The sequence below is a fragment of the Clostridioides sp. ES-W-0018-02 genome (assembly GCF_020658175.1).
Taxonomy (GTDB): domain Bacteria; phylum Bacillota; class Clostridia; order Peptostreptococcales; family Peptostreptococcaceae; genus Clostridioides.
This window is the reverse complement of sequence record NZ_JACVVY010000001.1, coordinates 554380-578386: the sequence shown is the minus strand read 5'-3', so window position 1 is coordinate 578386 and position 24007 is coordinate 554380. Positions and strand designations below refer to the sequence as shown.

General features: G+C 25.5%; 24 protein-coding genes, 1 riboswitch and 1 other annotated feature. Of the genes, 18 read left to right on the top strand and 6 right to left on the bottom strand.

Features of this window, described 5'->3' with window-relative positions; all coding sequences use genetic code 11:
* Positions 1–258 precede the first annotated feature (258 nt).
* Positions 259–1197, top strand: a complete 939-nt coding sequence (locus tag IC219_RS02720) for a S8 family peptidase (protein ID WP_227435084.1) — start codon at positions 259–261, stop codon at positions 1195–1197.
* 224 nt (positions 1198–1421) lie between these two features.
* Positions 1422–1850, top strand: coding sequence for a flavodoxin (locus IC219_RS02715; RefSeq protein WP_227435085.1), 429 nt, complete (start codon positions 1422–1424; stop codon positions 1848–1850).
* Between the two features lie 192 nt (positions 1851–2042).
* Here the strand turns inward: IC219_RS02715 and IC219_RS02710 are convergent, their stop codons facing one another.
* Positions 2043–2663 (bottom strand): aldolase/citrate lyase family protein, encoded by a 621-nt coding sequence (locus tag IC219_RS02710; protein WP_227830578.1) that lies wholly within the window; start codon positions 2661–2663, stop codon positions 2043–2045.
* 159 nt (positions 2664–2822) lie between these two features.
* Between IC219_RS02710 and IC219_RS02705 the strand changes: the two genes are divergently transcribed.
* The 8 genes from IC219_RS02705 (at position 2823) to IC219_RS02675 (ending at position 8791) form a co-directional block, all read left to right on the top strand.
* Positions 2823–3191: a MerR family transcriptional regulator gene (locus IC219_RS02705; protein ID WP_227830577.1), complete on the top strand. Its 369-nt coding sequence runs from the start codon at positions 2823–2825 to the stop codon at positions 3189–3191.
* 464 nt (positions 3192–3655) lie between these two features.
* On the top strand, positions 3656–4018 hold the full coding sequence (locus IC219_RS02700; protein ID WP_227482615.1) for a metal-dependent transcriptional regulator: 363 nt from the start codon (positions 3656–3658) through the stop codon (positions 4016–4018).
* A gap of 11 nt (positions 4019–4029) precedes the next feature.
* Positions 4030–5694 carry a helix-turn-helix domain-containing protein gene (locus IC219_RS02695; protein WP_227435093.1) on the top strand — a complete coding sequence of 555 codons (1665 nt, stop codon included), beginning with the start codon at positions 4030–4032 and terminating at the stop codon, positions 5692–5694.
* Between the two features lie 62 nt (positions 5695–5756).
* On the top strand, positions 5757–6509 hold the full coding sequence (locus tag IC219_RS02690; RefSeq protein ID WP_227435094.1) for a sulfite exporter TauE/SafE family protein: 753 nt from the start codon (positions 5757–5759) through the stop codon (positions 6507–6509).
* Between the two features lie 368 nt (positions 6510–6877).
* Entirely contained in the window at positions 6878–7012 is a 135-nt protein-coding gene (locus IC219_RS21615; protein WP_255612865.1) for a hypothetical protein, read from the top strand.
* A 265-nt stretch (positions 7013–7277) separates the two neighbouring features.
* On the top strand, positions 7278–7571 hold the full coding sequence (locus IC219_RS02685) for an autorepressor SdpR family transcription factor (protein WP_227435096.1): 294 nt from the start codon (positions 7278–7280) through the stop codon (positions 7569–7571).
* Entirely contained in the window at positions 7552–8193 is a 642-nt protein-coding gene (locus tag IC219_RS02680) for an SdpI family protein (RefSeq protein ID WP_227830576.1), read from the top strand. Before IC219_RS02685 ends, IC219_RS02680 begins: the two co-directional genes overlap by 20 nt.
* 265 nt (positions 8194–8458) lie before the next feature.
* Positions 8459–8791, top strand: coding sequence for a carboxymuconolactone decarboxylase family protein (locus IC219_RS02675; RefSeq protein ID WP_227435101.1), 333 nt, complete (start codon positions 8459–8461; stop codon positions 8789–8791).
* Positions 8792–9212: 421 nt separating this feature from the next.
* On the opposite strand, the gene IC219_RS02670 is transcribed toward IC219_RS02675, so the two are convergent.
* Entirely contained in the window at positions 9213–10193 is a 981-nt protein-coding gene (locus IC219_RS02670) for a MerR family transcriptional regulator (protein ID WP_227830575.1), read from the bottom strand.
* A gap of 647 nt (positions 10194–10840) precedes the next feature.
* On the opposite strand from IC219_RS02670, the gene IC219_RS02665 reads away from it, so the two are divergent.
* From IC219_RS02665 to IC219_RS02650, 4 genes are all read left to right on the top strand, one after another.
* Complete coding sequence (locus IC219_RS02665; protein ID WP_227435106.1) at positions 10841–11005, top strand: hypothetical protein; 165 nt, start codon at positions 10841–10843, stop codon at positions 11003–11005.
* A 290-nt stretch (positions 11006–11295) separates the two neighbouring features.
* Entirely contained in the window at positions 11296–12678 is a 1383-nt protein-coding gene (locus tag IC219_RS02660) for a PLP-dependent aminotransferase family protein (protein WP_227853308.1), read from the top strand.
* A 280-nt stretch (positions 12679–12958) separates the two neighbouring features.
* A complete protein-coding gene (locus IC219_RS02655) occupies positions 12959–13660 on the top strand; it encodes an AzlC family ABC transporter permease (protein WP_227435109.1) in 702 nt (233 codons plus the stop codon).
* Positions 13653–13979: an AzlD domain-containing protein gene (locus IC219_RS02650; RefSeq protein ID WP_227435111.1), complete on the top strand. Its 327-nt coding sequence runs from the start codon at positions 13653–13655 to the stop codon at positions 13977–13979. Before IC219_RS02655 ends, IC219_RS02650 begins: the two co-directional genes overlap by 8 nt.
* 522 nt (positions 13980–14501) lie before the next feature.
* Here IC219_RS02650 and IC219_RS02645 read toward each other — a convergent pair.
* From IC219_RS02645 to IC219_RS02635, 3 genes are all read right to left on the bottom strand, one after another.
* Positions 14502–15347 carry a tetratricopeptide repeat protein gene (locus tag IC219_RS02645; RefSeq protein WP_227823965.1) on the bottom strand — a complete coding sequence of 282 codons (846 nt, stop codon included), beginning with the start codon at positions 15345–15347 and terminating at the stop codon, positions 14502–14504.
* A 279-nt stretch (positions 15348–15626) separates the two neighbouring features.
* On the bottom strand, positions 15627–16394 hold the full coding sequence (locus tag IC219_RS02640) for an ABC transporter ATP-binding protein (RefSeq protein ID WP_227830573.1): 768 nt from the start codon (positions 16392–16394) through the stop codon (positions 15627–15629).
* A gap of 10 nt (positions 16395–16404) precedes the next feature.
* A complete protein-coding gene (locus tag IC219_RS02635) occupies positions 16405–18738 on the bottom strand; it encodes an FtsX-like permease family protein (protein ID WP_227830572.1) in 2334 nt (777 codons plus the stop codon).
* 682 nt (positions 18739–19420) lie between these two features.
* Positions 19421–19514, top strand: a riboswitch (cyclic di-GMP riboswitch).
* A gap of 85 nt (positions 19515–19599) precedes the next feature.
* Here IC219_RS02635 and IC219_RS02630 point away from each other — a divergent pair.
* Positions 19600–20082, top strand: coding sequence for an SH3 domain-containing protein (locus tag IC219_RS02630; protein ID WP_227482623.1), 483 nt, complete (start codon positions 19600–19602; stop codon positions 20080–20082).
* Between the two features lie 249 nt (positions 20083–20331).
* On the opposite strand, the gene IC219_RS02625 is transcribed toward IC219_RS02630, so the two are convergent.
* Positions 20332–20859, bottom strand: coding sequence for a PadR family transcriptional regulator (locus IC219_RS02625; RefSeq protein WP_227823962.1), 528 nt, complete (start codon positions 20857–20859; stop codon positions 20332–20334).
* A 376-nt stretch (positions 20860–21235) separates the two neighbouring features.
* Here IC219_RS02625 and IC219_RS02620 point away from each other — a divergent pair, with 376 nt between their 5' ends.
* From IC219_RS02620 to IC219_RS02610, 3 genes are all read left to right on the top strand, one after another.
* Complete coding sequence (locus IC219_RS02620; RefSeq protein WP_227830571.1) at positions 21236–21730, top strand: AAA family ATPase; 495 nt, start codon at positions 21236–21238, stop codon at positions 21728–21730.
* Positions 21731–22019: 289 nt separating this feature from the next.
* Positions 22020–22418: a hypothetical protein gene (locus tag IC219_RS02615; RefSeq protein ID WP_227435119.1), complete on the top strand. Its 399-nt coding sequence runs from the start codon at positions 22020–22022 to the stop codon at positions 22416–22418.
* 281 nt (positions 22419–22699) lie between these two features.
* Positions 22700–22964, top strand: a binding site (T-box leader).
* Between the two features lie 150 nt (positions 22965–23114).
* Entirely contained in the window at positions 23115–23666 is a 552-nt protein-coding gene (locus IC219_RS02610; RefSeq protein ID WP_227435120.1) for a tryptophan transporter, read from the top strand.
* Positions 23667–24007: the final 341 nt, after the last annotated feature.

Here is a 24007-nt window from a genome sequence, read left to right as displayed (position 1 = left end):
AAATATTTTATGTTCTACAAAAAGGTAAAGTATCTATAAAAGTAAATCTGTATATGTAAGCAAATCTTTATTTTGATATAACATATAAATTTTATTTTGTAGACAATAAAATATGACTCCTAAAAATAAAAAACATATCATAAATATAAATAGATGAGTATAAGCATGTAACTATAAATTAATAATTTAATTTATAGTTTATCACTTTAACTTGTTTATAATTTTTTATATGCAATAAAATTTTTAGGGGGATACATTATGAATAAAAAAATGAAGTTAATTCCATATGAGATAAATGAAAATTTAAGAGGAACAAAGAATAAATTTCCATATGGTATAAAACAAATGAATGCTAAAGGAATGTGGGAAGAGGGTTACACTGGTAAAAATGTTGTAGTTGGTATAATAGATACAGGTTGCGATACATCTCACCCTCTATTAAAAGGAAAAATCATTGGAGGTGCAAATTTCAGTGATGATAGTAATGGAAATAAAAATATATATGAGGATTTTAATGGACATGGAACACATGTAGCAGGCATTATAGCAGCATCTAATTATAATAATGAAGTTATGGGAGTAGCACCAGATTGTAAATTATTAATAGCAAAAGCATTAAATAAAGATGGTATTGGGACATATCAGAGTATAATTAATGCTATCAACTTTGCTGTAAGTAGCAAGGTAGATATTATATCTATGTCTCTAGGAGGGAATAAAGATGATAAAAATCTAAAAAATGCTGTTTTACAAGCAGTAAAAAATAATATTCCTGTAGTGTGTGCAGCTGGTAATAATGGAGATGGGGATTCTAGTACAAGTGAATATAGTTATCCAGCAAGTTATCCTGAAGTAATAGAAGTAGGTGCAATAAATGAAAATTATTTAGTTGAGAAATTTAGCAATTCAAATAGTACAATAGATTTAGTTGCACCAGGAAGAAATATTTTATCCACTTATATGGATAATAAACTTGCTATTATGAGTGGTACTAGTATGAGTGCACCCTATGTAACAGGTTCAATGGCATTGATTAAAGAGTGGGCAAGAGAAGAGTTTGAACGAAATTTTGATGAAGCTGAGTTGTATGCACAGTTGATAAAGTGTACAAGAGCACTTGGTTTGCCTAGAACAGAACAAGGAAATGGTTACTTATATTTAAACCTTTATAAATACAAGGGAAATACTAAAAGATAATCTTTGTTTGCTAATGAAAGATAATGACTATATATTTACGAAATAAATGATAAAAATTATTTAATGAGAAATATTATCAATAAGTATTGATTTTTAAAACTGTGCATGATATTATATATTTAGAAAAAATAAAGAGATTTCAAATAAAGAAATCTTTTATTTTTTAAATTCTAGTTAGCTATAGCTAACTAGAAGAATGATTAAAAATATCGTAGGAGGTAAAAATGAATAAAATATATATTGTTTATTGGAGTGGAACAGGAAATACTGAAAAAATGGCAAATTTTGTAGCTGAAGGTGTAAAGTCAAAAGGTAAAATAGCAGAGGTTTTAGATGTAAGTTTATTGAAACCAAGCGATTTAAAAGGAGAAAATAAATTTGCACTAGGTTGCCCATCTATGGGAGCAGAACAATTGGAAGAAGGTTATATGGAACCATTTGTATCAGAATTAGAAGCAATGGTATCAGGTAAACAGATTGGATTATTTGGTTCATATGGTTGGGGAAATTGTGAATGGATGAGAGATTGGGAAGAACGTATGCAAAATGCTGGTGCTACAATTATAGGTGGTGAAGGAATCACAGCAATGGAAGATCCAGATGGAGAGGCAGAGGCTAATTGTATTGAATTAGGTAAAATGTTGGCTGAATAAATTTGTATGCTATAAAAATCTAATTTTTAAAAACTAATGATAATATTAGTATACATAACACTAAAAAATATTAATAGCATGATATATGTAATGAATATTTTATAAAAGATAAAATATTTAATATTTTGACTTCAATATACATTCAGTACTGCCAGATAACGATTTTTTATTTGTTATCTGGCAGTATGTTTATTAAGTATAAACTGAATAATCTGAGCTATTTAATCTTATGAAAGTTTTAATAAGTGTTGTAGAAAAATGTAAGGAAAAGGAGTAATAATGTGCTCCATTTATTGTAAAAGAAATATAACCATCAACCTGTACTATCTCTTCAAGATTGTCATAGCCTGATTTTTGTTCAATTAACATCATTTTCAATGTTTCTTTATCTGCATTTTTAATATAGTTTAAATAATTCATACGTCCATAATACGAAGCACGTTGAGGGTTGCATCCTCTTATGCCTTTTGGTAGATAGGTACAAACTGATACTGCTTTTTGTGCGTCTTGTACTGTATTAATAAATGGAAAGCCTATAATATCTGTTCCCATATCCATTATAGCTCTAACAAGAGTAGGGTCACTATTTCCCAATCTAACCAAAGAAGCAGCACCACCAGCATGTGCTGCTATCATATGTTGCTGAATGTCTTTACGGTCTAAAGCTCCATGTTCTCCCTCAATCCATACAAAATCATATCCAGATAATCCTACTAATTCACTTACAGCTGAATCAGACAGTGAAACTGCAATCCCACAAAGTACTTTTCCTGCATTTAAATTTTCTTTAATCATAGTTGCATATTTTACCATTTATATCATCCTTTCTTTTACAAATTGATTTTTACACTTCAAACTATACAACTTCAACCTAACTTGAAGTCAATATTTTTTATTGAATACTGATTGACTATTATGAAAGGAATTTTTATAATGTTATTATTCATTTAAAAGTTTAGGGAGGTAAAGAACATGCAATATTCCATGATTGAGGTATCAAAAATAACTGAAATTTCTCAATCAGCAATCCGTTTTTATGAAGAAAAAGGTTTACTACTTCCTATCAATAGAAAACCAAGCGGTGTTCGTTACTTTTCAGAAAAGGATGTAGAACGCTTGATATTTATTACAGAACTTAAAAAGTCAGGTTTATCTATAAAGAATATATATGAATGTTTTCATTTCTGTGATATGGGAGATGACACAATAGATAAAAGAATTTGCCTATTTGAGCAATATAAACAGAATATTCAAAATAAAATACATGTGTTGGAACATTGTATGGAGCAAATAGATGAAAAAGTAGCTTATCTAAATGAAAAAAAGGCAGTTAAGAAATAATTTCTTGTGCTCTTTTTATAACTATTTCTATTGAGGATAAGTAAATATAGAAAAAGGATACTAGTTTTTGATATTAACTTCTTAGAATTAATGGGTTGATAATAATTAAAATAGTGTGTAGAAAATGAATTAGTATTCCTGTCATTTATACCTGATTTTATGAAGGTTTTTCAACTATGTTGTCTATTTATTTATGTAAAGTCTCGTTTTTAATGATTTTTACATTATATATCAAAATCTAAAATGGGTTTTATTTTATATGATATTTCTCTATGTAATAAAAAAGAAAATTATGATAAGATATATTAATGTAAGTGATAAAAATACTTATAAGTGTAAAAGTGAGTATTTTTTTATTATATATGAACAATCTAGATTATGATGTTAAAACATACAGTTATACTTTTTTAATTAGTATGATAAAAATATTAGAATTGAATTGTTATTGCTTGGGGGAAGTAGAAATGTATGAATCAAGAGAAAATTATTTAGAGACAATATTGATTTTGGAGAAGAAAAATGGAGTTGTAAAGTCTATTGATATAGCAAAAGAATTAAATTATAGTAAAGCAAGTGTAAGTAGAGCTGTAGGGATTTTAAAAGAAAGTGGTCTTATTATAATGATGCTTGATGGTGAAATTATTTTAACTGAGAATGGTAGAAAAAAAGCAGAAGAAATTTATGAAAAACATATTTTAATTACTAGATTTCTAATAAATACATTGGGAGTTTCATTCAATATAGCTGAAAAAGATGCATGTAGAATAGAGCATGTGATAAGTAATGAGACATTTGAAAGAATAAAAAAATATTTAGACAAAAACTAAGAGGTGAGCTTATGGAGTATTTTAGTGAGTCGAGTAAATATGAAGTGCAAAAATTTAATTGGGGAGAAGTTACATGGATACATGAGCCATCAAAAACACAATCTAATAGACTTAGTGCTGGAGTTGTAAAATTTTTTCCAGGAAATTGTCAAGAAAAACATTTTCATTTAAGTGAAGAACAACTTTTATACGTGATTCAAGGAGAAGGAATACAAATAATTGATGGTAGAAAGATTAATATAAAGAAATCATCAATAATCTATTGCCCACCATATTCAGAACATGAAATTATAAATACTGGTAAAAATGATTTGATAATATTAATCGCTTATGTTCCCTATAAATTTTCGAGCTTAAAACAATTACCAATCATGTTTTCTGAGAATAATATACAAGAATTAGTTAATATAAATATACTTGAAAATATTGCAAATCAAATATCTAATATATTGAAGCTTAAAATATCTATTTATGATTCAAAACACGAAAAAATATTTGAAACTAATGGAGAAGTTAAATTTTGCGTTACTTGCAAAAATATAAGAACCTGTAATAGAAAACTTAATAAAAATATAAATAACGACAATTTTACTAAAATATATAATTGTGATTATGATGTTTCTAGTCTAGAGATACCTATAGTATTAGAAGAAAATATAATTGGATATATAGAATGTGGAAATTTTATAATATATAAATCTATTGATATAGATAAAAAGTTGTCTATATTATCAAATAACTCAAATATAGATACAAAATATATAAATAAAATTTACAGTGAAATTCCATTAAATCCTAAAAGTAGATTATATGTATTAAAAGAAAATTTACTAATGGTAACTGATTTTATTCAGGAAATAGCGAAAAGAAAATTCTTTGAAAACCAACTTAGCATAAAGGATGAGGAAATATTAAAAAATAGAAAAGACAATATAAGGCTTGAAGATGCACTTAAAAAGGCTAATACTAGGCTGTTAGAAGAAAAATGTATTATAAGCCCTATAGAAATTAGTATACTTAATACTGCTGGTGGAGAGTATCCTTATGAATTAGAATTTTCTCTTGAGAAAGAAATTAAAAATATGAATTTAGAAGGTATTTGTAAATTAATAGAGGTAAATAAGAAAATACATAATAATATTAAGAGTATTGTTCAAGAGATGACGCTCATATTATCTAGAACAGTACTTAGAGATTTAGAAGATTTAAATCTTATTTATTATGTAAAAAATAAATATACTAAAAAAATATCACTTGTAAGTAGTGATGAAGACTTATGGAATATATTACTTGAATTTTCTAAAGAATGTATTGATATTAATAGAGACTTTTGGAGAAAAGATAAAGTAAATTTAATTGAAAAGATAAACGAATATATACAAAAACATTATAAAGAAAATATAAATTTAAATAGCATATCTGATGTATTTTTTATAAGTCCAAATTATTTAAGTTCTATTTTTAATGAAAAGAATAAAATTTCAATAACTGAGTATATAAATATTCTTAGAATAGAAGAATCTAAAAAATATTTAAAAAATGGAAATATGAGTATAGCAGATATTTGTAAGAAAGTAGGATTTAATAATAGCAGTTATTTTTCACAAATATTTAAAAAATTTAATAATAGTACTCCAAATGAATATAGAAAAAATATATTGGACAATAAAAATTAAAAAGAAATTGTATAGAGTATATATTATAAAGGAGATTGAAATAGAATGTATGGAGGAATTTTATGTTTGTAATTACTTTTTTATGTATAGGGGGTTTTATAGCTGCTTTTGTAGATTCTATAGCAGGTGGAGGTGGGCTTATCAGTATGCCTGTTCTTATGGCTATTGGAGTACCAATACATCTTGCTATTGGTACAAATAAATTTGCAGCATCAGCAGGTTGTATAAGTAGTGCTTATAGATATGCAAAATCTGGCAAAACTAATAATGAACTTTTAAAAAAGTTAGTTCCTTTTACTATTATAGGTAGTATTTTAGGAGTAAAATGTGTATTATCAATAAATGAAAATATACTAAATGTTTTAGTTGTATTAATGATTTTAATAGTGGCAATTTATACTTTTGTTTCTAAAAATTTAGGTCAAGAAGATAGATTTGAAGGTATTAATAAGAAAAATTTGAGATTAGGAATGCTTATGGCATTTATAATGGGATTTTATGATGGTTTTTTTGGACCTGGAACAGGAACATTTCTAACTTTCGGATTTATAAAAATATATGGATATGATTTCTTGCATGCTTCAGCAAATACAAAAATATTAAACTTGACAAGCAATGTAACTTCGTTATTATTATTTATGATAAATGGTCAAGTATATTATAAAATTGCTGTATTGTTTGCATTAGTGATGATAATAGGGGCCTATGTGGGTGCTAAAGTTGCAATAAAAAATGGTTCAAAAATGATAAAACCAATATTTTTAGTAATGGCATTGTTTATGGTCACAAAGCTAATGTACCAGACATTGTTTTAATTAGATAGTTTTAATTCCTATAATTATTTATATATTATATAAAAATCTACAACCATTGTAGTTATATTAGTTATGGCTTTTTTATAGGATACTGATAATTAAAAACTTCAAGTGTTTTGTAGTTTCTAAATGCTCATTATAGTATATATGAGAACATATATTTCATGTTATTTTAAGATTTTCATGAGGTTAATGTTGTATAAATATGAATATATACAAATTTTACAAAAATTCTAATTATCTTCTAATACAGTTCATATATAATACATATGGAAATTGTAATATTATAATAGAAAAGTTATATAGTATAAAAATATAACTTTAATCTATGTATATGAAATATATAATAATTTGTAGGAGGAATATATATGAACATATCAAGAAGAGCTATGAAAATAATTGAACTGGCACAGAGAATTGCTAATAAAAGAGGTGTAACAGTACAAGAAGCTTGGAATGATGCCATAAGAGAATACAGAGAAAAGTATGAATATGTTGCATAAATAGTGCGCATTGTATTTTAAATATAAGAAAGTTTATAAAATAAAAGGACTTAGAGTTTTGTTTCTAAGTCCTTTATTTTTTTGAAAGTAAAGTATTTAAATAAAACAATCTATGATTGAGATTGTTTTATTTAAAGCTAGTTTTAGAAATTTATATAATAATTTTCAATAACTATTTAGAAAAAAATCTAAATAGTTATTGAAATGAATAATTAATTATGCTATATTGTATTTAGATGAAATTCTAAATAGAGAGGTGATATTGTTGGGTTTTCCAGAAACGTTTAAAGCTCTTTCTGACCCTGTAAGAAGAGAAATCTTACTTATGCTAAAGAATAACAAGATGTCAGCAGGAGAAATTAGTGAAAAATTTAATATGACAAATGCCACAATCTCTTATCATCTATCTCAATTAAAAAAGGCAGGGCTCATATTTGAAACCAAGTATAAAAACTTCATTTTCTATGAAATAAATACTTCAGTTTTTGAGGAAGTTATGCTTTGGTTTTCACAATTTATGGAGAAGGGAGAAAAAGATAATGAAAAAAATGATAAATAAACAATTTGTTTTATCAACTTTAGTATGTTTTATACCATTTATTGTATCAGTTTATTTTTATAATAGATTGCCAGATCAGGTTGCAATTCATTTTGACAATTATGGAAATCCAGATAATTATGCTCCAAAAGTTATAGCGGCTTTTGGTGTACCATTATTAATGCTATGTATTCATTTATATACATGGTTTAGAATTGAAAATGAACCAAAGAAAATAGGATTTTCAAAAATACTTCAAGGTTTTTCAAAATGGGGAGTTGCTATACTTTCAGTTATTTTGCAAGTAATGATGACTGTGTATTCAATAGGAATTACTTTAGAGACAAATTTTTATATAGGATTATTTTCAGGAATATTGATTTTCTTTATTGGAAACTATATTCCTAAATGTAAACAAAACTATACATTAGGAATAAAATTACCATGGACTCTTAATGATGAAGAAAATTGGAATAAAACACATCATTTAGCTGGATGGATTTGGATTATTGGTGGAATATTGTTAATTATTAATGTATTTATTAATATTCCTTTTTATAATACTTTTGTAATAATTATGATTGTAGTGATACCATTTATTTATTCTTATTTTATATATAAAAGTTCAGCTAAAAATAACTAGGATAGTTATATATTTTTATAAAACTTAGCTAAATCTTATATATTTCAGAGCTAAAACAGACAATTAAAAACTTATTAAGATATTTATCTTAGCTCTGAAATTAATTAACATTAAAAGTAAGAAGTCATCAGTAACTATATATTCTAAGGTTATTTACCAATCAGGATATGCATTATAAATTGAAAATTCATATTTAATATTGAAAATATAAGTATGATGTTATATCATACTCTATAAAAATTATTTATGAACACAGGAGGTAGACATGAATCTTGAAGAAATGAAAGAATATAGAAAATTATATAATAATAAACTAAGTGAAACAGATGAATTTTTTAGAGCCTTTGGAAGTCTTGATGATAAGACTTATTCTGAGGGAGCTATAAGTAAAAAAAATAAAGAGTTGATGGGATTAGCAATTTCTATTTTAAGTCGTTGTGATGAATGCATTTGCTATCATATAGAGGGGTGTGTAAACTCTGAAGCAAGTAAGGCTGAAATTATAGAAGCAATAAAAATAGGTGTAATTGGTGGTGGCTCTATTACATATCCAAATGCAAGATTTGCAATAAAAATCTTAGAAGAACTTAATATATAATTATAGATTTGTTTTTGTAATTAATATTTAATATCTAAGATATATTCTAAGACAGTTTTTTTAATACTGATATAATAAAACCTCTTAGAAAATCAAGTATATCAGAGGATGTATGAGATAAGATTGACGATTAAAAAAAGGAAGTGGTTCTTGGTACTTCATTTATCTTTTTCAACTTTAAGACTTTAGATAAATTTTATTAGATTTAAATATATTGATTGCTTAAAGTTATAATAAAAAATAGATAAACTATATAGTTTATCTATTTTTTATTATAATCTTGTTTAATTGTCAATAGTTAGAATGTTAAATAGAAAGATATATTTCTTCTTTTCAAAAATAATCTTCCTCTATCATAATTGCTATCTCACAGTCATATAATCTTTTTGACAAACTAGTATTATTATGCTGATATTTTTTCTTATTTTTCCTTAATAGGTATTAGTAAATCAAGTTGTATATCTTTTACCTCAAGGTCTGTCTTTTCTATATGGCTAAAATAGTTTAAATGTTCTTCTAAAAGACCACACATATGTTCTTGGTCTTGTAAATCACCTGCAAATTCATATTTCTCACTGTTATTCACCCATTCAAGAAGTGCATCCCATTCAGCAAAATTGCCAAAAGCAATCATATGTGCACCATATAACCCTCCTGCAAATTGCTTTCTTTTAAGTGGTGCCGAAATATCCATATTATCTGGAATTGTCACCCATGCCTCATAACCATGATAGCCTGTTTCATCTATTGGATTAGGATGATTGAAACCATAACGTCTTAAATCTGGTTTAATTTTATTCAAATTGTTTTTACGCACGAATTCATCAAGCATTGTATTTGCATGAAGTTCTGGGTCATCACCAATATAATGAGCGGAAGCAATAGTAGTTGGTGGTAGGTATACTATACGTATATCATTGATTTTTGATAGTCTTTCATCTGCTTTATTTAACTTATTCATACCTTGCTCCTCCTTAAAATTAATACTAACAATATTGAGTGATTCAATAGCTGATAACAATGTGTCATTTTCAGAAATAATATTTTTGAATGGTAGTTCTGTAACTTTAATTAATTCTTTGATAAAACAAAAGAGAATATCCTTGATTGTTGAAAGAGCAGTAATTTCCTCGTCTAATTCATTTATATTTTGACGAAAGATGTTAATAGCAGTAACTGCATTTTTATTTTCTAGAATTGTTTGAATTTGACGTAAAGGAATTCGCAATTTACGCAAAAGCATAATCTGCTCAATTCTAGAAATTGCTTCATCATCATAAACTCTGTAAGCATAACCTTCACGACGAAAACTTTTAATTAATCCAATTTGTTCATAATAGCGTAGCATTCTAGTGGATATCCCCATATTTTTAGATACTTGGCTTATAGTGATTGTCTTCATTATACTTCCTCCTTACAGTTTCAGTATAAACTACGACACGGTGTCAAAGTCAATAATTAGACATTATAATTATTTATAACCTTAATTTAATCAGTTTAAATATCTCCTATTACACTTAGCTCTTTGTGAAATTAAATAAGTCTATATAATAACATAAAAGTTTTTGAAATATTATATATCAAAGGCATACAGGCTATTTATTTCAAGCTGTATAATCATCTGTCATTATACTAGATACTGTATTTTACAGGAAAATCAAATATTTGATATGTTTTTTTAGAAAAATTCTACTAATAACATATAAGTTTGAAACTTTTCTGTTATTAAATATTTTACCTTTTATTTACTTTTAGAAATAAAATAGTTAAGGAATCTTACTTATATATTAAATCTGCTACACAATAAATAATTTTTGTTATTTTTACTGTAAAACTTTTGGAAAGAGAAGTACTGATTTTATTACAGAGTTTTTTACAAATTAAATTGCATATTTTTATTTATAGGGTAGAATAAACTAGTTTTGTTAAGTATTTTGAAGGTAAAATAAAGTCAAAAAAATAAAGGAACTAATTTGTCTAACGTTTATTGGTGAAAAATAAACATATAGAAGTTATAATAAATATATAAAAATGTATGAGAGGTGTTGTATGTTTGGCAAACAAAAGGAAAGTGTTAGATTTCTAGAGTTTAATGATGTAGCAGAGAAGTTTGGAGAGAAAAAAGCTGTTGCAATTTTTGATGCAATAGCTGGAAAAAAATCTAAAGAACATATTATCAAAGACATAGAGAAATTAGTCAAAAACGAAGTGTAGATATTTATAAGGTATATTGAGCTTGAGGGTAGCTCTTTATACCTTCTTTTTTATTGTATAAAAATAATTAAATATTCTAGTATTCATTTAATTATGATTGCATTACTTTTATGTTGACAAGAAAGCGCTTTAAATATATGGTGTATATATTAAAATAAATTTAAATGTAATTATGAAATACAGCTATTGATTCATTTGTTTAGGTTAGGGATTTGTATAATCACTTTCCTAATGAATTTATTGTTCTAAATAAACAAAATAGTCAAATTAGTAATGTGAGGTGAAACTTTATGCCAATTAATTCTTTTGAAAATTATCCTATGAATTGGAAACCAAAACGGCCATTAAGAGGACAAATATTATATAAAGCTATTGCAGAACAATTAGAACAAGATATTGATAATGGAACTTTGTTGCCTGGTACCAAATTGCCACCACAACGTGAATTGGCAGACTTCCTAGATGTAAATGTAAGTACTATTTCTAGAGCCTTTAAAATTTGTGAAAAGAAAGGATTAATAAGTGGGGTGACAGGAAGTGGAACTTTTGTAGCTTATGATATACGGTCAAATTTATTTTTGATGTCAAGTAATAAAATTACATTCATTGAAATGGGTACAATGAATCCTGATTTTGCATTAGAAGAAATGAGTACTTTATTTAAACAAATAACTAAAGAATTGGATTTTAAAACTATATTTCAATATGGACAGAGAGATGGCGCTGATTGGCAAAAAGAAGCTATAGCTAAATTGATTTCCCAAACTGGATTTAAAACCTCAGCTGATAGCTTACTTCCTGCAAGTGGAGGACAAAATGCAATTGTAGCCATTTTGGCAGGGCTATTTCAACATGGAGATAGAATAGGTGTAGACCCATTAACTTACCCTGGAATAAAGACAGCAGCCAAAATGCTTGGAATACAATTAATTCCAATTAAACAAGAAAATGGGGAGATTAGTGAAGAAGGTTTATTATATGTATGCAAGAATGAAAATATCAAGGGAATATATATAATACCAGATTATCAAAATCCGACTACACATATAATGTCAGAGGATGGACGAAAAATGATTGCACATATTGCATCCAAATATAACCTAATTGTTATTGAGGATGCTATTCATGGTTTACTTAATGAAATACATTTGAATCCAGTTGCTAATTATATACCTAATCAGACAATTTATATTACAAGTTTATCAAAAATTCTTGCACCTAGCTTGCGTCTTGCATACATTGCTACACCTAAAAAGTATAGAGAAGCCTTATCAAGTGCTTTGTATAATATTAATCTCTCTCAATCATATTTTTTAACAGAAATAGCTTATCGTATGATTGCATCAGGAGAAGCAGATAAATTAATTGAGGCACGCCGTAAGTCTGCTAGAAAGAGAAATGAGATTGTCAATCAATATTTATCTGAGTATAATATTTTAGGAAATAATGAATGTATATTTAGATGGTTAATACTACCTGATGATATAATGGCTGAAAAACTTGAGTTACAAGCACTCAAAGAAGGTGTACAGGTTTATGCATCTGAGCGCTTTGCAGTTGGAAAAGAAAAACCTATTTCTGCAATAAGAATAGCTGTATGTGCTACAGAAAATATAGAAGAACTTAAATCTGGTTTAAGTGTATTAAAACGATTACTAAAAGAAAAAAGATAATTGTATTGCACACAATATTTTAATTGTGTGTAATTTTTTTTGCTGTTACAATGAAAATATGATAGATAATGGATTTATAAGAATTGACATATATTATTGCCTCACAACAAAAAGTAATTATAAATTAATAGTATTTCAAAATTAATTTATTTTTATTTATATAGTAAAGCTTATATAGTTAATTCAAATCTATTTTTAAGTATAATTGCAATTATATGATTAATCTATTTTATATTTTAATAATACTCAGTGTATTAAAGGTTAAAAGGAGTGATTTATCATGGAAAGAACTCAGCAACTAAGAGAAAGTTTTATTGCTTCTATACCCATATTTTTGGGCTATATACCAATAGGAATAGTAGGAGGAATACTATTGCAGAAATCTGGTCTTTCACCTTTCCAAATAGCATTAATGGTAACTTTGGTATTTGGAGGAAGTTCTCAATTTATTGCAGCTTCAATGATTTCAGCTGGTGCAAGTGTAACATCTATTGTATTAACCACATTTATTGTTAATTTGAGACATTTTTTAATGAGTTCCAATTTAAATATGTATATAAAAAATAAAAGTCCAAAGTTTATATTGCCATTTTGCCATACCATAACTGATGAAACTTTTGCAGTTAATTATGAAAAATTTACTACTGGAAATTGGACTGATAAAAATGCAATCTATCTCAATTTTTTTTGCCTAGTTTCATCAGTCTTAGCTAACTTTATTGGGGCATTTTTAGGAGAAACAATATCTATAGATAGTTCTATTTCTGGATTTATACTGACCTCTATGTTTATAGCATTAATAGTTTCTCAAATAAAAAACAAGATTTATGTTTTAGTATTTATATCGTCAATTATTATTTCAATTATTTTATATGTATTGTTTAAGAGTAATTTAGTAATTATAGTTGCATCAATTTTAGCCTCTTTAATTGGGTTCTTTGCAGAAGAGGTACATTCTAAAAAGGAGGAATCTTATGAATAATAGTAATTATATATTTTTTATTATAATAGGAATGTACATTGTTACATACCTTCCAAGAGTTCTTCCAATGTTAATTTTTTCGAAAAAGGATATGCCTGAGTCTTTGAAAAAAATAATGAAATTTATACCTGTAGCAATCCTTACTTCTTTAACAGCGAAAGATGTATTTTTTAATGGAGATAATTTATATTTGTCTGTAGTAAATCCTAAAATTATATCTTTTCTAATTGTGCTTCTTGTTGCATATAAATTTAAATCTATTGGAATTTCTATTGTTACAGGTGTGATATCTATATATTTATTTGGATTTATTATGTAATATTTAACTACTGTCATATACAAATTTAAAAATTATAAATATTTATAAATACCTATTGCTTTAGATTTTATTATCTAACATAATTATATATTTTTAGTATTATCTTGTTATGTATTTTAAATTTAATTGATTAATGTTTTACGTACAAATATAAAGAACTTATTGCTCATATATTAACTTTCATATAGTAATAAGTTCTTTTTTATAATTTAAGTTTGTAATTAATTTATAGGTATTTTAATTTAATAGAGAATATTGTATAAATACATAATAAATATAAATGAATTTATTTTATATTTATATAAAGTCATATAGATTCAGTTACTAAGTAAACTTTAGAATAAGGTAATAATAAATTTAACTGGATTATAAATAAAAGTCTAAAACATGTTAATTTTAATCTATAAAAAATTAAATTATTATATAATAATTTTACATAAGTACTGTGATTTATATATGGAAGTAAAAAAATATTACTTGCACCAATTTATATGTATTTGTTGAATATAATAAATTAGGCATTTACTCTAATTGATTTTTTATTACTTTTAAGTTAAACTTTGCATCATTGTTATCCTTATTAGCATACAATGATTTATTTAAAAATTTTTTTGCTTCATCATATTTTTTATTACCCATACACATAACGGCCTTTAAATTATATGCATCACTTAAATCTTTTTTATAATTAGAATTTTTTTTATCTAAATATTTTAAGCAGTTATTAATTGAAATCAGACCATTATCATATTCGTCTAAATTCATATAGTGACATGTTTGTGCATAATAAGCATCTGAATTAGTAGGATCAATGTCAACTGCTTTTTTCAGTAGTAGAGTAGTATCTTTAAGTGCTTTTTTAAGTGTTTTATCTGAAACTATCTCATGTTTTCTAAATTTTAGATATACAACATCAAGGTATCTAGAACTAAGATTTCGTTTGAAATTTTCATGCCATAATAACTTATATTGATTATTTTCAACTATAAGGTACCTATTAATTTTTAAAGACTCACATTTTTTTAAGTAAATATTTTTTATATCATAAGTTTCTTCTAGTTTAACAAGATTTTTATATTCTTTTTTATCATATTTATATTTTTCTATATTTTCTTCTTTTATTAATTTATAACCAATTACTTTTTTTGTCTCAAGTAATACACTTTGATACTCTTTAAACCTTTCAAGGCTAACTTTTTTCTTGGTGTCTTTGCTTAGTAAATCATATGCTGTTTCATAATCTCCAGAATTTACTCTATCACTGTACTTTTTTGCTACTTCACTAGCACTTTCTCTTGGAGAACATCCTGTTAGTAATATTGCAATTAATACTATTAATATTAAGGGTACTCTTTTAATAATGTTCATAATATAATCCTCTATAATTAAATATTTATTAATTTTATTTTATCATCAAACATTAGATAAGTCATCAGCTTTAATATATATGTGAAGTAGATAGTTTAATAAAATGTTGTATATCTTAATTTAGATATATGAAAAATTTCTTATAAACAATTATTGCTTTAAGAAGTTGTACTTATATTACTTTATAGATTTCCTAATAATAGATTTACTTATTTCTTTACTTATAACTATTTTGATTTTATAATATTAGTAATATCTGTTTTATTTATACTAATATTTCTAAAAACCTAATTCTAATAACCAGTTTGTAAGTTTATTTTCTCTTTCCTTTAAATTGTTATTATATTCATTAAACTTTCCTAATATAATTTCTCCAATGATTACACCATCAGACATAAATACTACTCGTTCTGTTTTTGCTGCAACTTTGGCATCATGAGTTACAAGCATAATGGTTGTACCAGAGTTGTTGATATCTAAAAGAATGTCCATCACTTCATTTGTTACTTTAGAATTAAGTGCACCTGTTGGTTCATCTCCAAATAAGATTTCTGGAGTATTAATTAATGCACGACATATAGCTGCTCTTTGAAGTTGACCACCAGAAACCTGAGTAATATCTTTATCTTTGATTTCTGAAATATTTGTTTTCTCCATAAGTGTTTTTGCTCGTTCATTAATTATTTGGCGGCTTTCTTCCTTTCTCAAATAGGCGGAAAGGACTATATTATCAAAAATATTTAAATTTTTTAGTAAATTGCTTTGTTGAAAGATAAATCCCATTTTTTCTAATCGTATCTTCGATAATTCTTCCTCAGACATACTAGAAATCATTTCTCCGCAGAATGTAATATTTCCAGATGTGAGTTTATCCATACCACTTAAGTTATAAAGTAGAGTTGTTTTTCCTGAGCCAGAAGCTCCCATAACAGATACAAACTCTCCATGTTGAATGGTTAAATCAATTCCTTTTAAAACTTGATGTATATCCTCTTTGCTGATGACATATTCTTTACTAATTTTTCTAGCTTCTATAATATTATTCATAATATACCTCTTATTCTATGATAGACATAATTTTTATTTTTTTGATTGTCATACTAATTGCTGTAATAGTAACAGATACAGTTATAATTAAAGTTATTGGACAAACTATATATACAATTAGTGGATTTGTTATAAATTGTAAATTGGATATACCAGAAAGAAGTAGCCCTGCTATTTTCTGACCAATTGTATTTGATGCAATAATTCCTAAAATAATTCCAATTGTAAGCACTAATAATGCTCTTGCAGTATATTGAGTTCGTATATTTTTAGTAGAAAATCCTAAACTAAGCATAATTGCAATTTGTGATGTATCTTTAGCAATCAGCATTTTGAAAAACATTGCTGTAATAAATCCAGAAATCGAAACAGATAGAATAATAGCTAACTTTATAACAAGTCTTAATTGGCTAATAACAGAGCCTAATGTCTGACTTACATAATCATCCATATTTGTAACTTTTGCAGGATAACAATCCATTCTATACTGATCTAATTTATCTGTTAAATTAACTCCAGGTTTCATATTTAAATTTATGATATACCATAAAATTGTATCTTTTTTGTAAGGTAGCATCGCTTTTGCAGTCTTACCACCATATGTAACATCTTGATAAATGCCACTAACAGTGAGAATTAGTTCATTATCTTCTTCTGAAAAAATGGATAAATTATCTCCAACACTTTTCCCTAGTTCATCAGCATTTATAACAGATAGAGCAATCTCATTTTCATTTGTTGGTGCAGAACCATTTACATATTCAAGTGGAAAAGTTGAAAAATCTCCATTTTCTATTTTCATGTTTTCTATCGCCCCATCCTGATTCACTACCTTATAAGAACTCGTTATAAAGGAATCATATTTTTCAACATCATCATCACTTTCAATCACATTCAATATAGAATTAAGATGGTTTTGAGTTTCATTTGTCTGTTGCAAATCAATGCGAATATCGCTTTGACCAGCTCCCATATAAGTAATAAATTCTGGAGACTGAATAGTATTTAGAAAATTAAGTGGTACAATCATGAGGAAGGTGCAGACAGCATAAACAAAGCAGAGTAAGCTATAAATGGTAAATCTTCCAGTTACTTCATTTAATCCTAAAAAGAGATTAACATTTGTTATTTTGCTTTTGTACAGTTTTATATTATATCTGTTTTGTTTAGTGGTCATTGAAGTACCTGTTTTTAATGCTTCTACTGCTGATATTTTATTAAATCTTTTGAGTATTAGATTACAAAAGAATATAACTGCTATAAATACAATAACTGCACCAATTAATGGGATAAAGACACTAAAAGTATTTTTTTCTACTGTACCCATATAAAGATTGATATTCTCTGTAAAAAAAGTTCCAATAAATAATGAGGTTATATAACCAAAAAAACTTGCTAAAGATGCAATCAATAGATATTTTGCAAGATACAACTTTCGGATATTAACACTTTGGATACCAATTGCTTTCATAACACCAATTTCACGATAATCTTCTTCAATAGTTGTAATTAGTGTAAATCGTAAGCATAAAGTAGAAATTATAATAAGTAGAATACTAATTAATATAATAATTGCAACTAAAATTCCATCAGATAATGCATTTAGTACTTGATAAAGAGAATAAGTTATTGATGTTCCTGTTTGTGGAAGATTAGTTGATTGATATAACGTTTCAAATTCACTAATTTTATTTATATCATTTAATAGAAATTCAATAAGGTACTCACTTTCACCTAAGTTAGCATGTAAAGTATTCCAATCATCATTACTGATTAAGAAACGCTTTGAAGTAACAAGGGAAGGGTTCATTTGTACATCACGCACAAAGTCTTTTATTGTAAATTCCATGAAGAAATCACCATTGGCTATTTGTATCTTATCTCCAATATTTAAATTATTTTGTTTCATGTAATAGACAGGAACCCCTATTTCTCCATTTTCTACTTTTAATATAGCATTATTCATGTCTAACAAAAAATCGAACTTACTATTTTGCCTCACAAAACTATTTTCTAAAACACTGTCAGATTGGCTTTTTTTCTCATTTCCTAGAAAAATATTTCTTCCATTGATATTTAGAAGTTCAACCGTTTGTTGTTCTTTTACAGACGGAGTTGAAGATGTAAATTCATTGATTAATTTTTGGTTTAATTCTCCAGAATACATTTGAACATAGTGAGGTGCATGAGATTGTCTAAACAAGGAAGACATAGAACTAGTAAGTTCTATAATGATATTTGTAGCACTAGATACCAACATAGCTGCCAGGAAAATAAATATGAATAATGTGGCTGTTACTACTTTATTTCTTGATAAATCTTTTTGTAATATTCTTTTTAACATATTTCATCCTCGTTTCTTAAAAATTTTAAAAAATTAAAAATAGCATAAGTATAGCAATGTAAATAACTAAAGTAAGTGAACTGAGTTGAATATAAAAAAACTCAAGAAAGGGTATCATAAGTGATTTTTTTATTAATGTTATATTTTGATAAGAGATAACAATAGTTACCACTATTTTCATTAAAATTTTTATTAGTTAGTCTTTATGTACTTTCATAATCATACAAATATATGTAGATGTTATACTTATATTTACTTTATAGACTGACCGTCGGTTTATATTAATAATACAGTGATATACCTTTTTTGTCAAGTAAGCATTTAAAAATTATGATACCTAAATAGTATTCAATAATCAGAAAAGAGATATAAGATATGAGAACCTGTATGAATACACACAAACTTTTTTGTTTATATATATTTATAAAAGTTCCTGTATTAAAGATATAAGAAATTATGAATTTGTCTTTATATCTTCATATTCTTAATATAGAAAAAAGTTTGTTATAAAAAATTATATGTTAGGTAAATTACTATTTTATAGATGATTCATAGAGAATAATAATTTATTTAGTAATATAAAGATATTTTTTATTTATTATTAATTAAAAATTGAATTTATATTTAATTAATATAAAATTTGAGGGAATATTATTTTGTAAATATTTAATTTGTGTTATTATTCAGATATAGGCAATATTAGATAAATCTAATGACGCAAAGCTATAGGGACTAAAATCTTTATATAATAAAGGTCATGTCAGCCAGTTGCCAAAAAGATAATAATTCTTTTTGTTAAATTTAATTTTTAAGAGTTAGGTATTTTTAATAACTTAAAATTTGGCAAGAGGAGGATTTTAAATGATATCTGAATTAATGTTAAAAAACTTTGATGAATCTAACATCAATTTTAAGACTAAGATTAAATTGAATTTAAGAGAGAAACCAGATATAAACAGTATGAAATTAAAAAGCATACCAGAAGGAAAAATGGTTAAGTTAAATTGTGTAGATGGAAAATGGGCAGAAGTTGAAAGTAATTATGACAAAGGTTGGTTACTATATAAATATTTAGAGAAATTGAGCAATGCTAAAAGTAATAATATTCTAGAAAACAGAAAAAGAAATTACATAGGAAATATAAAAACTAATGGTTTAAATCTAGAATTAAGAAATGACAGAACAACAGATTCAAAAATAATAACTACAATTCCTGATGGTTTTAAAGTTGAAGTCTGTTATAGTGTTGGAAAATGGACAAGAATCAATATTCACAAAAATGGGAAAAGATATTCTGGATATGTATATAGTCAGTATGTAGAAGAATATTCGACTTTGACATAATCATATATAATAAACTTTATAAAAAAGAATCCTAATAAATGCAAGATGTCATTCATAAGGGTATATGAAAATATATTGAGAAAAAAGTTTTATACAATAGTTAAAGGTAATAACTAAAAATGAATATAATATAGATAGGCACTTCATATGAGGTGCCCTTTCTATATCTATGAAAGAAGAGTAAATAAAATAAATACAAAACAGTAAACTATGAATTATATGTGGAAAGCCATTATCTACAGTTTTTGCTTAACCCTTACAAACAGTTAATAATTTTTTTGTTCCAGAAATTTCTGCTAATACTATATCTATCATACGTTTTACATTAGCAACATGAAATTCACTAACTTCTTTTTCCCAATCATCATCTTTTTGCTTAATCCCTGTTAGATATTGATTTAAAACTTCTAATCGTTTTTCTAAAAGCTTCTTTCTTTCTTCTTTTCCTAGGCATTCAATAAAGAATGCTGTAATAGAAAAAATATTAGTGTCATAATCGAATTTTAAAATAGAACTTCTCAAAGTATCGTGAAATTCTATACTTCCTTTTTCTGTGATTGTGTAAACCGTTTTGTCTGGCATATTACCATCCTTTTTAACAGTACCTAAAATCAATCCTCTTTTTTCTAAAGTCTTAATTGTAGTATATACGGTTGAGTCTGCGATATTAAACCAGTACTTTACATTCATGTATTCTAGCACTTTTATAATTTCATAGGCATTAAGAGGCTTTTCATTTATTAGACCTAAAAGCATTGTTGCTGGTTTTGATAACATTATAATTCACTCTCCTTTGTAATATTTATTATTACATAATTATATATATATTAGTTTTATATTAAACTACTACTATTATCTAGCAGTATTATTGTATCATGGAATTTTAATGAAAGAAAGTATGAATATAGATTATGTTACAAATTAATAAATGTATAAAGTTTAAATTAATTATTTCAAAAATTTAAGTAATAAAAACTGATTTATAAGTTTAATTTTCTACTTAATCCATTTAGGAAGGAATATAAGAGACCTAAAGATAACAAAGCAATTGTATATGGTATGAATAATATGATAGATGTTAAAGTATGATTTTTATATGTTGATGTGATAAAATATGACTAACAAATAAATTGAACTTTGAAAGGAAAAATGAATGAAAAATATTTATATTATTGGTGGGACAATGGGAGTAGGCAAAACAACAGTATGCCAATCTCTAAAATTAATCTTGAAAAATAGTGTTTTTCTTGATGGTGATTGGTGTTGGGATATGCATCCATTTCAAATTACTGTTGAAACGAAAAAAATGGTTCTTTCAAATATTTGTTCATTGTTGAATAACTTTATAAAGTGTAGTACTTTTGAAAATATTATTTTTTGTTGGGTAATGCATGAACAAAGTATTATTGATACTATTATATCTTGCCTAGATATATCTGATTGTAGAGTAATAAATATTTCCTTAATTTGTGATGAAACTGTATTGAGAAAAAGGTTGAAGACCGATGGAGAGGAAGGTTTGCGTTTTACTGATGTAATAGAAAGAAGTGTTAACTATTTACCCATGTATGAAATATTAGCAACAACGAAAATTAATGTTTCTAATAAATCTGTCAAAGAGATTGTTGAAGAGATATCTAAATTGTAAAATTTTAGTTTTTAATTTAAAGTTAATGACATTATAGTATTGTTGAACATTCCACTGTTGATTGATAAATATAAAAAAGGAATGCATTGCTTAATTCTATTTGTGTAATTCCTATTGTTCCAGTTAGATTAAGAATAAGGACGAAAAAATATAGTCAAATTTTAATATTCTTCTGATATTATAAAAAATATCTAATATAAAAAAATTAGAAATTTGAAAAAATTTGTAGTTTTTGAGTGAGTATATATTATAATAAAATAGATATAAATTTTTTATGAGGGGAAAGTAAATGAAAAAAAAGAAAAAATTGATTAGGATAATTATATGTTTTTTGCTAGTAATCAGTATTGTAAATCCGCTACAAGTAGAAGCTGAAATTATTAACGATTTTAGTACATCTGTTTACTCAACACAAACGAACTATACATCTACTAATGCTAAGTTTAAGACTATTAAATCTAGAAAAAGACATAGAGGTAGTAGGTCAAATAAAAGTAAAATAAAACTAAAAAAACGAAGTACAAGTAATAAAAGGTATAGAAATGGAATTATAAATAGACATAGTAACAGAAGTATAAAAAAACACAATATAATATCAAAGTTGATATTGTTAGTAATAGTGATATTTATCATTATAGCTATAGTAATAGTAATATTAATTAAAAGAAATAAGAAAAGATTTTATTAGAATATAAAAATAGAATTATTAAAGCCTTATTAAGACTAATTCAAAAATTACATAAAATAGATAGATAAATAATAAGAAAATAAATTAAATTATTGAAAATAAAATTTAAAAAGTTTGAATTAGGTATAAAATTTTAAGAAAGAAATTAGTATTGATTTTTATTAGTATTATTTTAAAAAAATAGTTTTAAAAGAAGTATATTTAAAAAGCTATAAAAATATATTGACATTTTTTAGAAAAAGTAATATGATTATTTCAATGGCAAAACAATATATAATAAATTAAATCCTATGACAAGGAAGAGTAGTTAAATTTAGGTTCAATATAGAGAGCCAAGGATGGTGGAATCTTGGTAAGAAAAAATTTGATGAATGGGCCTTAGAGGAGTAAATCGAAATCATATTTTTGAGAGTAGACTTTATCGTTAGTCGTACGTTATAGCGAATAGGGTATGTAAGTACCTGATAATGAGATATATAAAAATTGAGTTTTATATTAAGTTTTTATATAATTTAGGTGGCAACGCGGATAATCTCCGTCCTATTAATTTAGGACGGAGTTTTTTATTTTACGAAAAATTCGATATGTAGAAGGTGGTGAAATAGATGTTATGAATTTCTAAAGCTAAAGATGATGATTTAGAAAACTGGCAAAAAAATAAATTGAAAATTAAAAAAATTAGGAGGAAATACAAAAATGAAAACAAATACAAAAAAACTAACTTTAAATGCAATACTTTTAGCAATGGGATTATTAATACATCAAATTACACCTGCTATAGGATTACCAATGAAACCAGATGTACCACTAGCAATGCTGTTTGTGATATTAGTTTTAAATAGAGATGACTATAAAACTTGCTTAATAGCAGGAATAGTGACAGGTATATTTACAGCACTTACATCAAGCTTCCCAGGAGGTCAAGTTCCTAATATAATAGATAAAACTCTTACAGCCAATATAGTATTTTTATTAATATATGTTAGCTATAAAATGCCTTTTATAAAAAACTTATCTAAAAAAACACAGGATACTATAGTAGTTGCAATTATAATGCCAATAGGAACACTTGTAAGTGGAACAATATTTTTGTTAGCTGCTCAAGCTATAGTTGGTCTTCCAGGAGCTTCTTTTACAGCATTATTCTTAACAGTAGTATTACCAGCTGTTTTAATAAATTTAGTTGCAGGAATATTTTTATTCAAAATTGTTAATTTATCAATAAGAAGGGTTAGTTACCAAAGTTAAAATTTGATTAGATATATGGCTTATAATATTTAATTTGAGATATACTTGATATAATAAAAAGTTTATTTTATAAAGATATTATGATTATTTTATTTTCTTAAATAAGATTAATTTAATGTACTTGTATAGTATAAACTTAGTAAATTATTAGATATCAATAGAAATATATTTTGTAGAATTGTAAATGGATTGATTTAAAATCTATTTTTATATAAAAGTATAATATAATAAAGGACAGCGATTTGGCTGTCTTTTATTATAGTTAAAACTTTAATAATACCTTTAAAAGATTTTTCTTATTTGATATAATTAAGGTTATGTGTAATAAAAGAAATTAACTA

Coding starts and splice junctions, on each gene's coding strand:
- IC219_RS02620 (WP_227830571.1), top strand. CDS start 21,236: ATGAAAAATATTTATATTATTGGTGGGACAATGGGAGTAGGCAAAACA.
- IC219_RS02645 (WP_227823965.1), bottom strand. CDS start 15,347: ATGAACATTATTAAAAGAGTACCCTTAATATTAATAGTATTAATTGCA.
- IC219_RS02655 (WP_227435109.1), top strand. CDS start 12,959: ATGGAAAGAACTCAGCAACTAAGAGAAAGTTTTATTGCTTCTATACCC.
- IC219_RS02705 (WP_227830577.1), top strand. CDS start 2,823: ATGCAATATTCCATGATTGAGGTATCAAAAATAACTGAAATTTCTCAA.
- IC219_RS02710 (WP_227830578.1), bottom strand. CDS start 2,663: ATGGTAAAATATGCAACTATGATTAAAGAAAATTTAAATGCAGGAAAA.
- IC219_RS02715 (WP_227435085.1), top strand. CDS start 1,422: ATGAATAAAATATATATTGTTTATTGGAGTGGAACAGGAAATACTGAA.
- IC219_RS02640 (WP_227830573.1), bottom strand. CDS start 16,394: ATGAATAATATTATAGAAGCTAGAAAAATTAGTAAAGAATATGTCATC.
- IC219_RS02610 (WP_227435120.1), top strand. CDS start 23,115: ATGAAAACAAATACAAAAAAACTAACTTTAAATGCAATACTTTTAGCA.
- IC219_RS02670 (WP_227830575.1), bottom strand. CDS start 10,193: ATGAAGACAATCACTATAAGCCAAGTATCTAAAAATATGGGGATATCC.
- IC219_RS02635 (WP_227830572.1), bottom strand. CDS start 18,738: ATGTTAAAAAGAATATTACAAAAAGATTTATCAAGAAATAAAGTAGTA.
- IC219_RS02720 (WP_227435084.1), top strand. CDS start 259: ATGAATAAAAAAATGAAGTTAATTCCATATGAGATAAATGAAAATTTA.
- IC219_RS02665 (WP_227435106.1), top strand. CDS start 10,841: ATGTTTGGCAAACAAAAGGAAAGTGTTAGATTTCTAGAGTTTAATGAT.
- IC219_RS02660 (WP_227853308.1), top strand. CDS start 11,296: ATGCCAATTAATTCTTTTGAAAATTATCCTATGAATTGGAAACCAAAA.
- IC219_RS02695 (WP_227435093.1), top strand. CDS start 4,030: ATGGAGTATTTTAGTGAGTCGAGTAAATATGAAGTGCAAAAATTTAAT.
- IC219_RS02700 (WP_227482615.1), top strand. CDS start 3,656: ATGTATGAATCAAGAGAAAATTATTTAGAGACAATATTGATTTTGGAG.
- IC219_RS02675 (WP_227435101.1), top strand. CDS start 8,459: ATGAATCTTGAAGAAATGAAAGAATATAGAAAATTATATAATAATAAA.
- IC219_RS02625 (WP_227823962.1), bottom strand. CDS start 20,859: ATGTTATCAAAACCAGCAACAATGCTTTTAGGTCTAATAAATGAAAAG.
- IC219_RS02615 (WP_227435119.1), top strand. CDS start 22,020: ATGAAAAAAAAGAAAAAATTGATTAGGATAATTATATGTTTTTTGCTA.
- IC219_RS21615 (WP_255612865.1), top strand. CDS start 6,878: ATGAACATATCAAGAAGAGCTATGAAAATAATTGAACTGGCACAGAGA.
- IC219_RS02680 (WP_227830576.1), top strand. CDS start 7,552: ATGAAAAAAATGATAAATAAACAATTTGTTTTATCAACTTTAGTATGT.
- IC219_RS02690 (WP_227435094.1), top strand. CDS start 5,757: ATGTTTGTAATTACTTTTTTATGTATAGGGGGTTTTATAGCTGCTTTT.
- IC219_RS02650 (WP_227435111.1), top strand. CDS start 13,653: ATGAATAATAGTAATTATATATTTTTTATTATAATAGGAATGTACATT.
- IC219_RS02630 (WP_227482623.1), top strand. CDS start 19,600: ATGATATCTGAATTAATGTTAAAAAACTTTGATGAATCTAACATCAAT.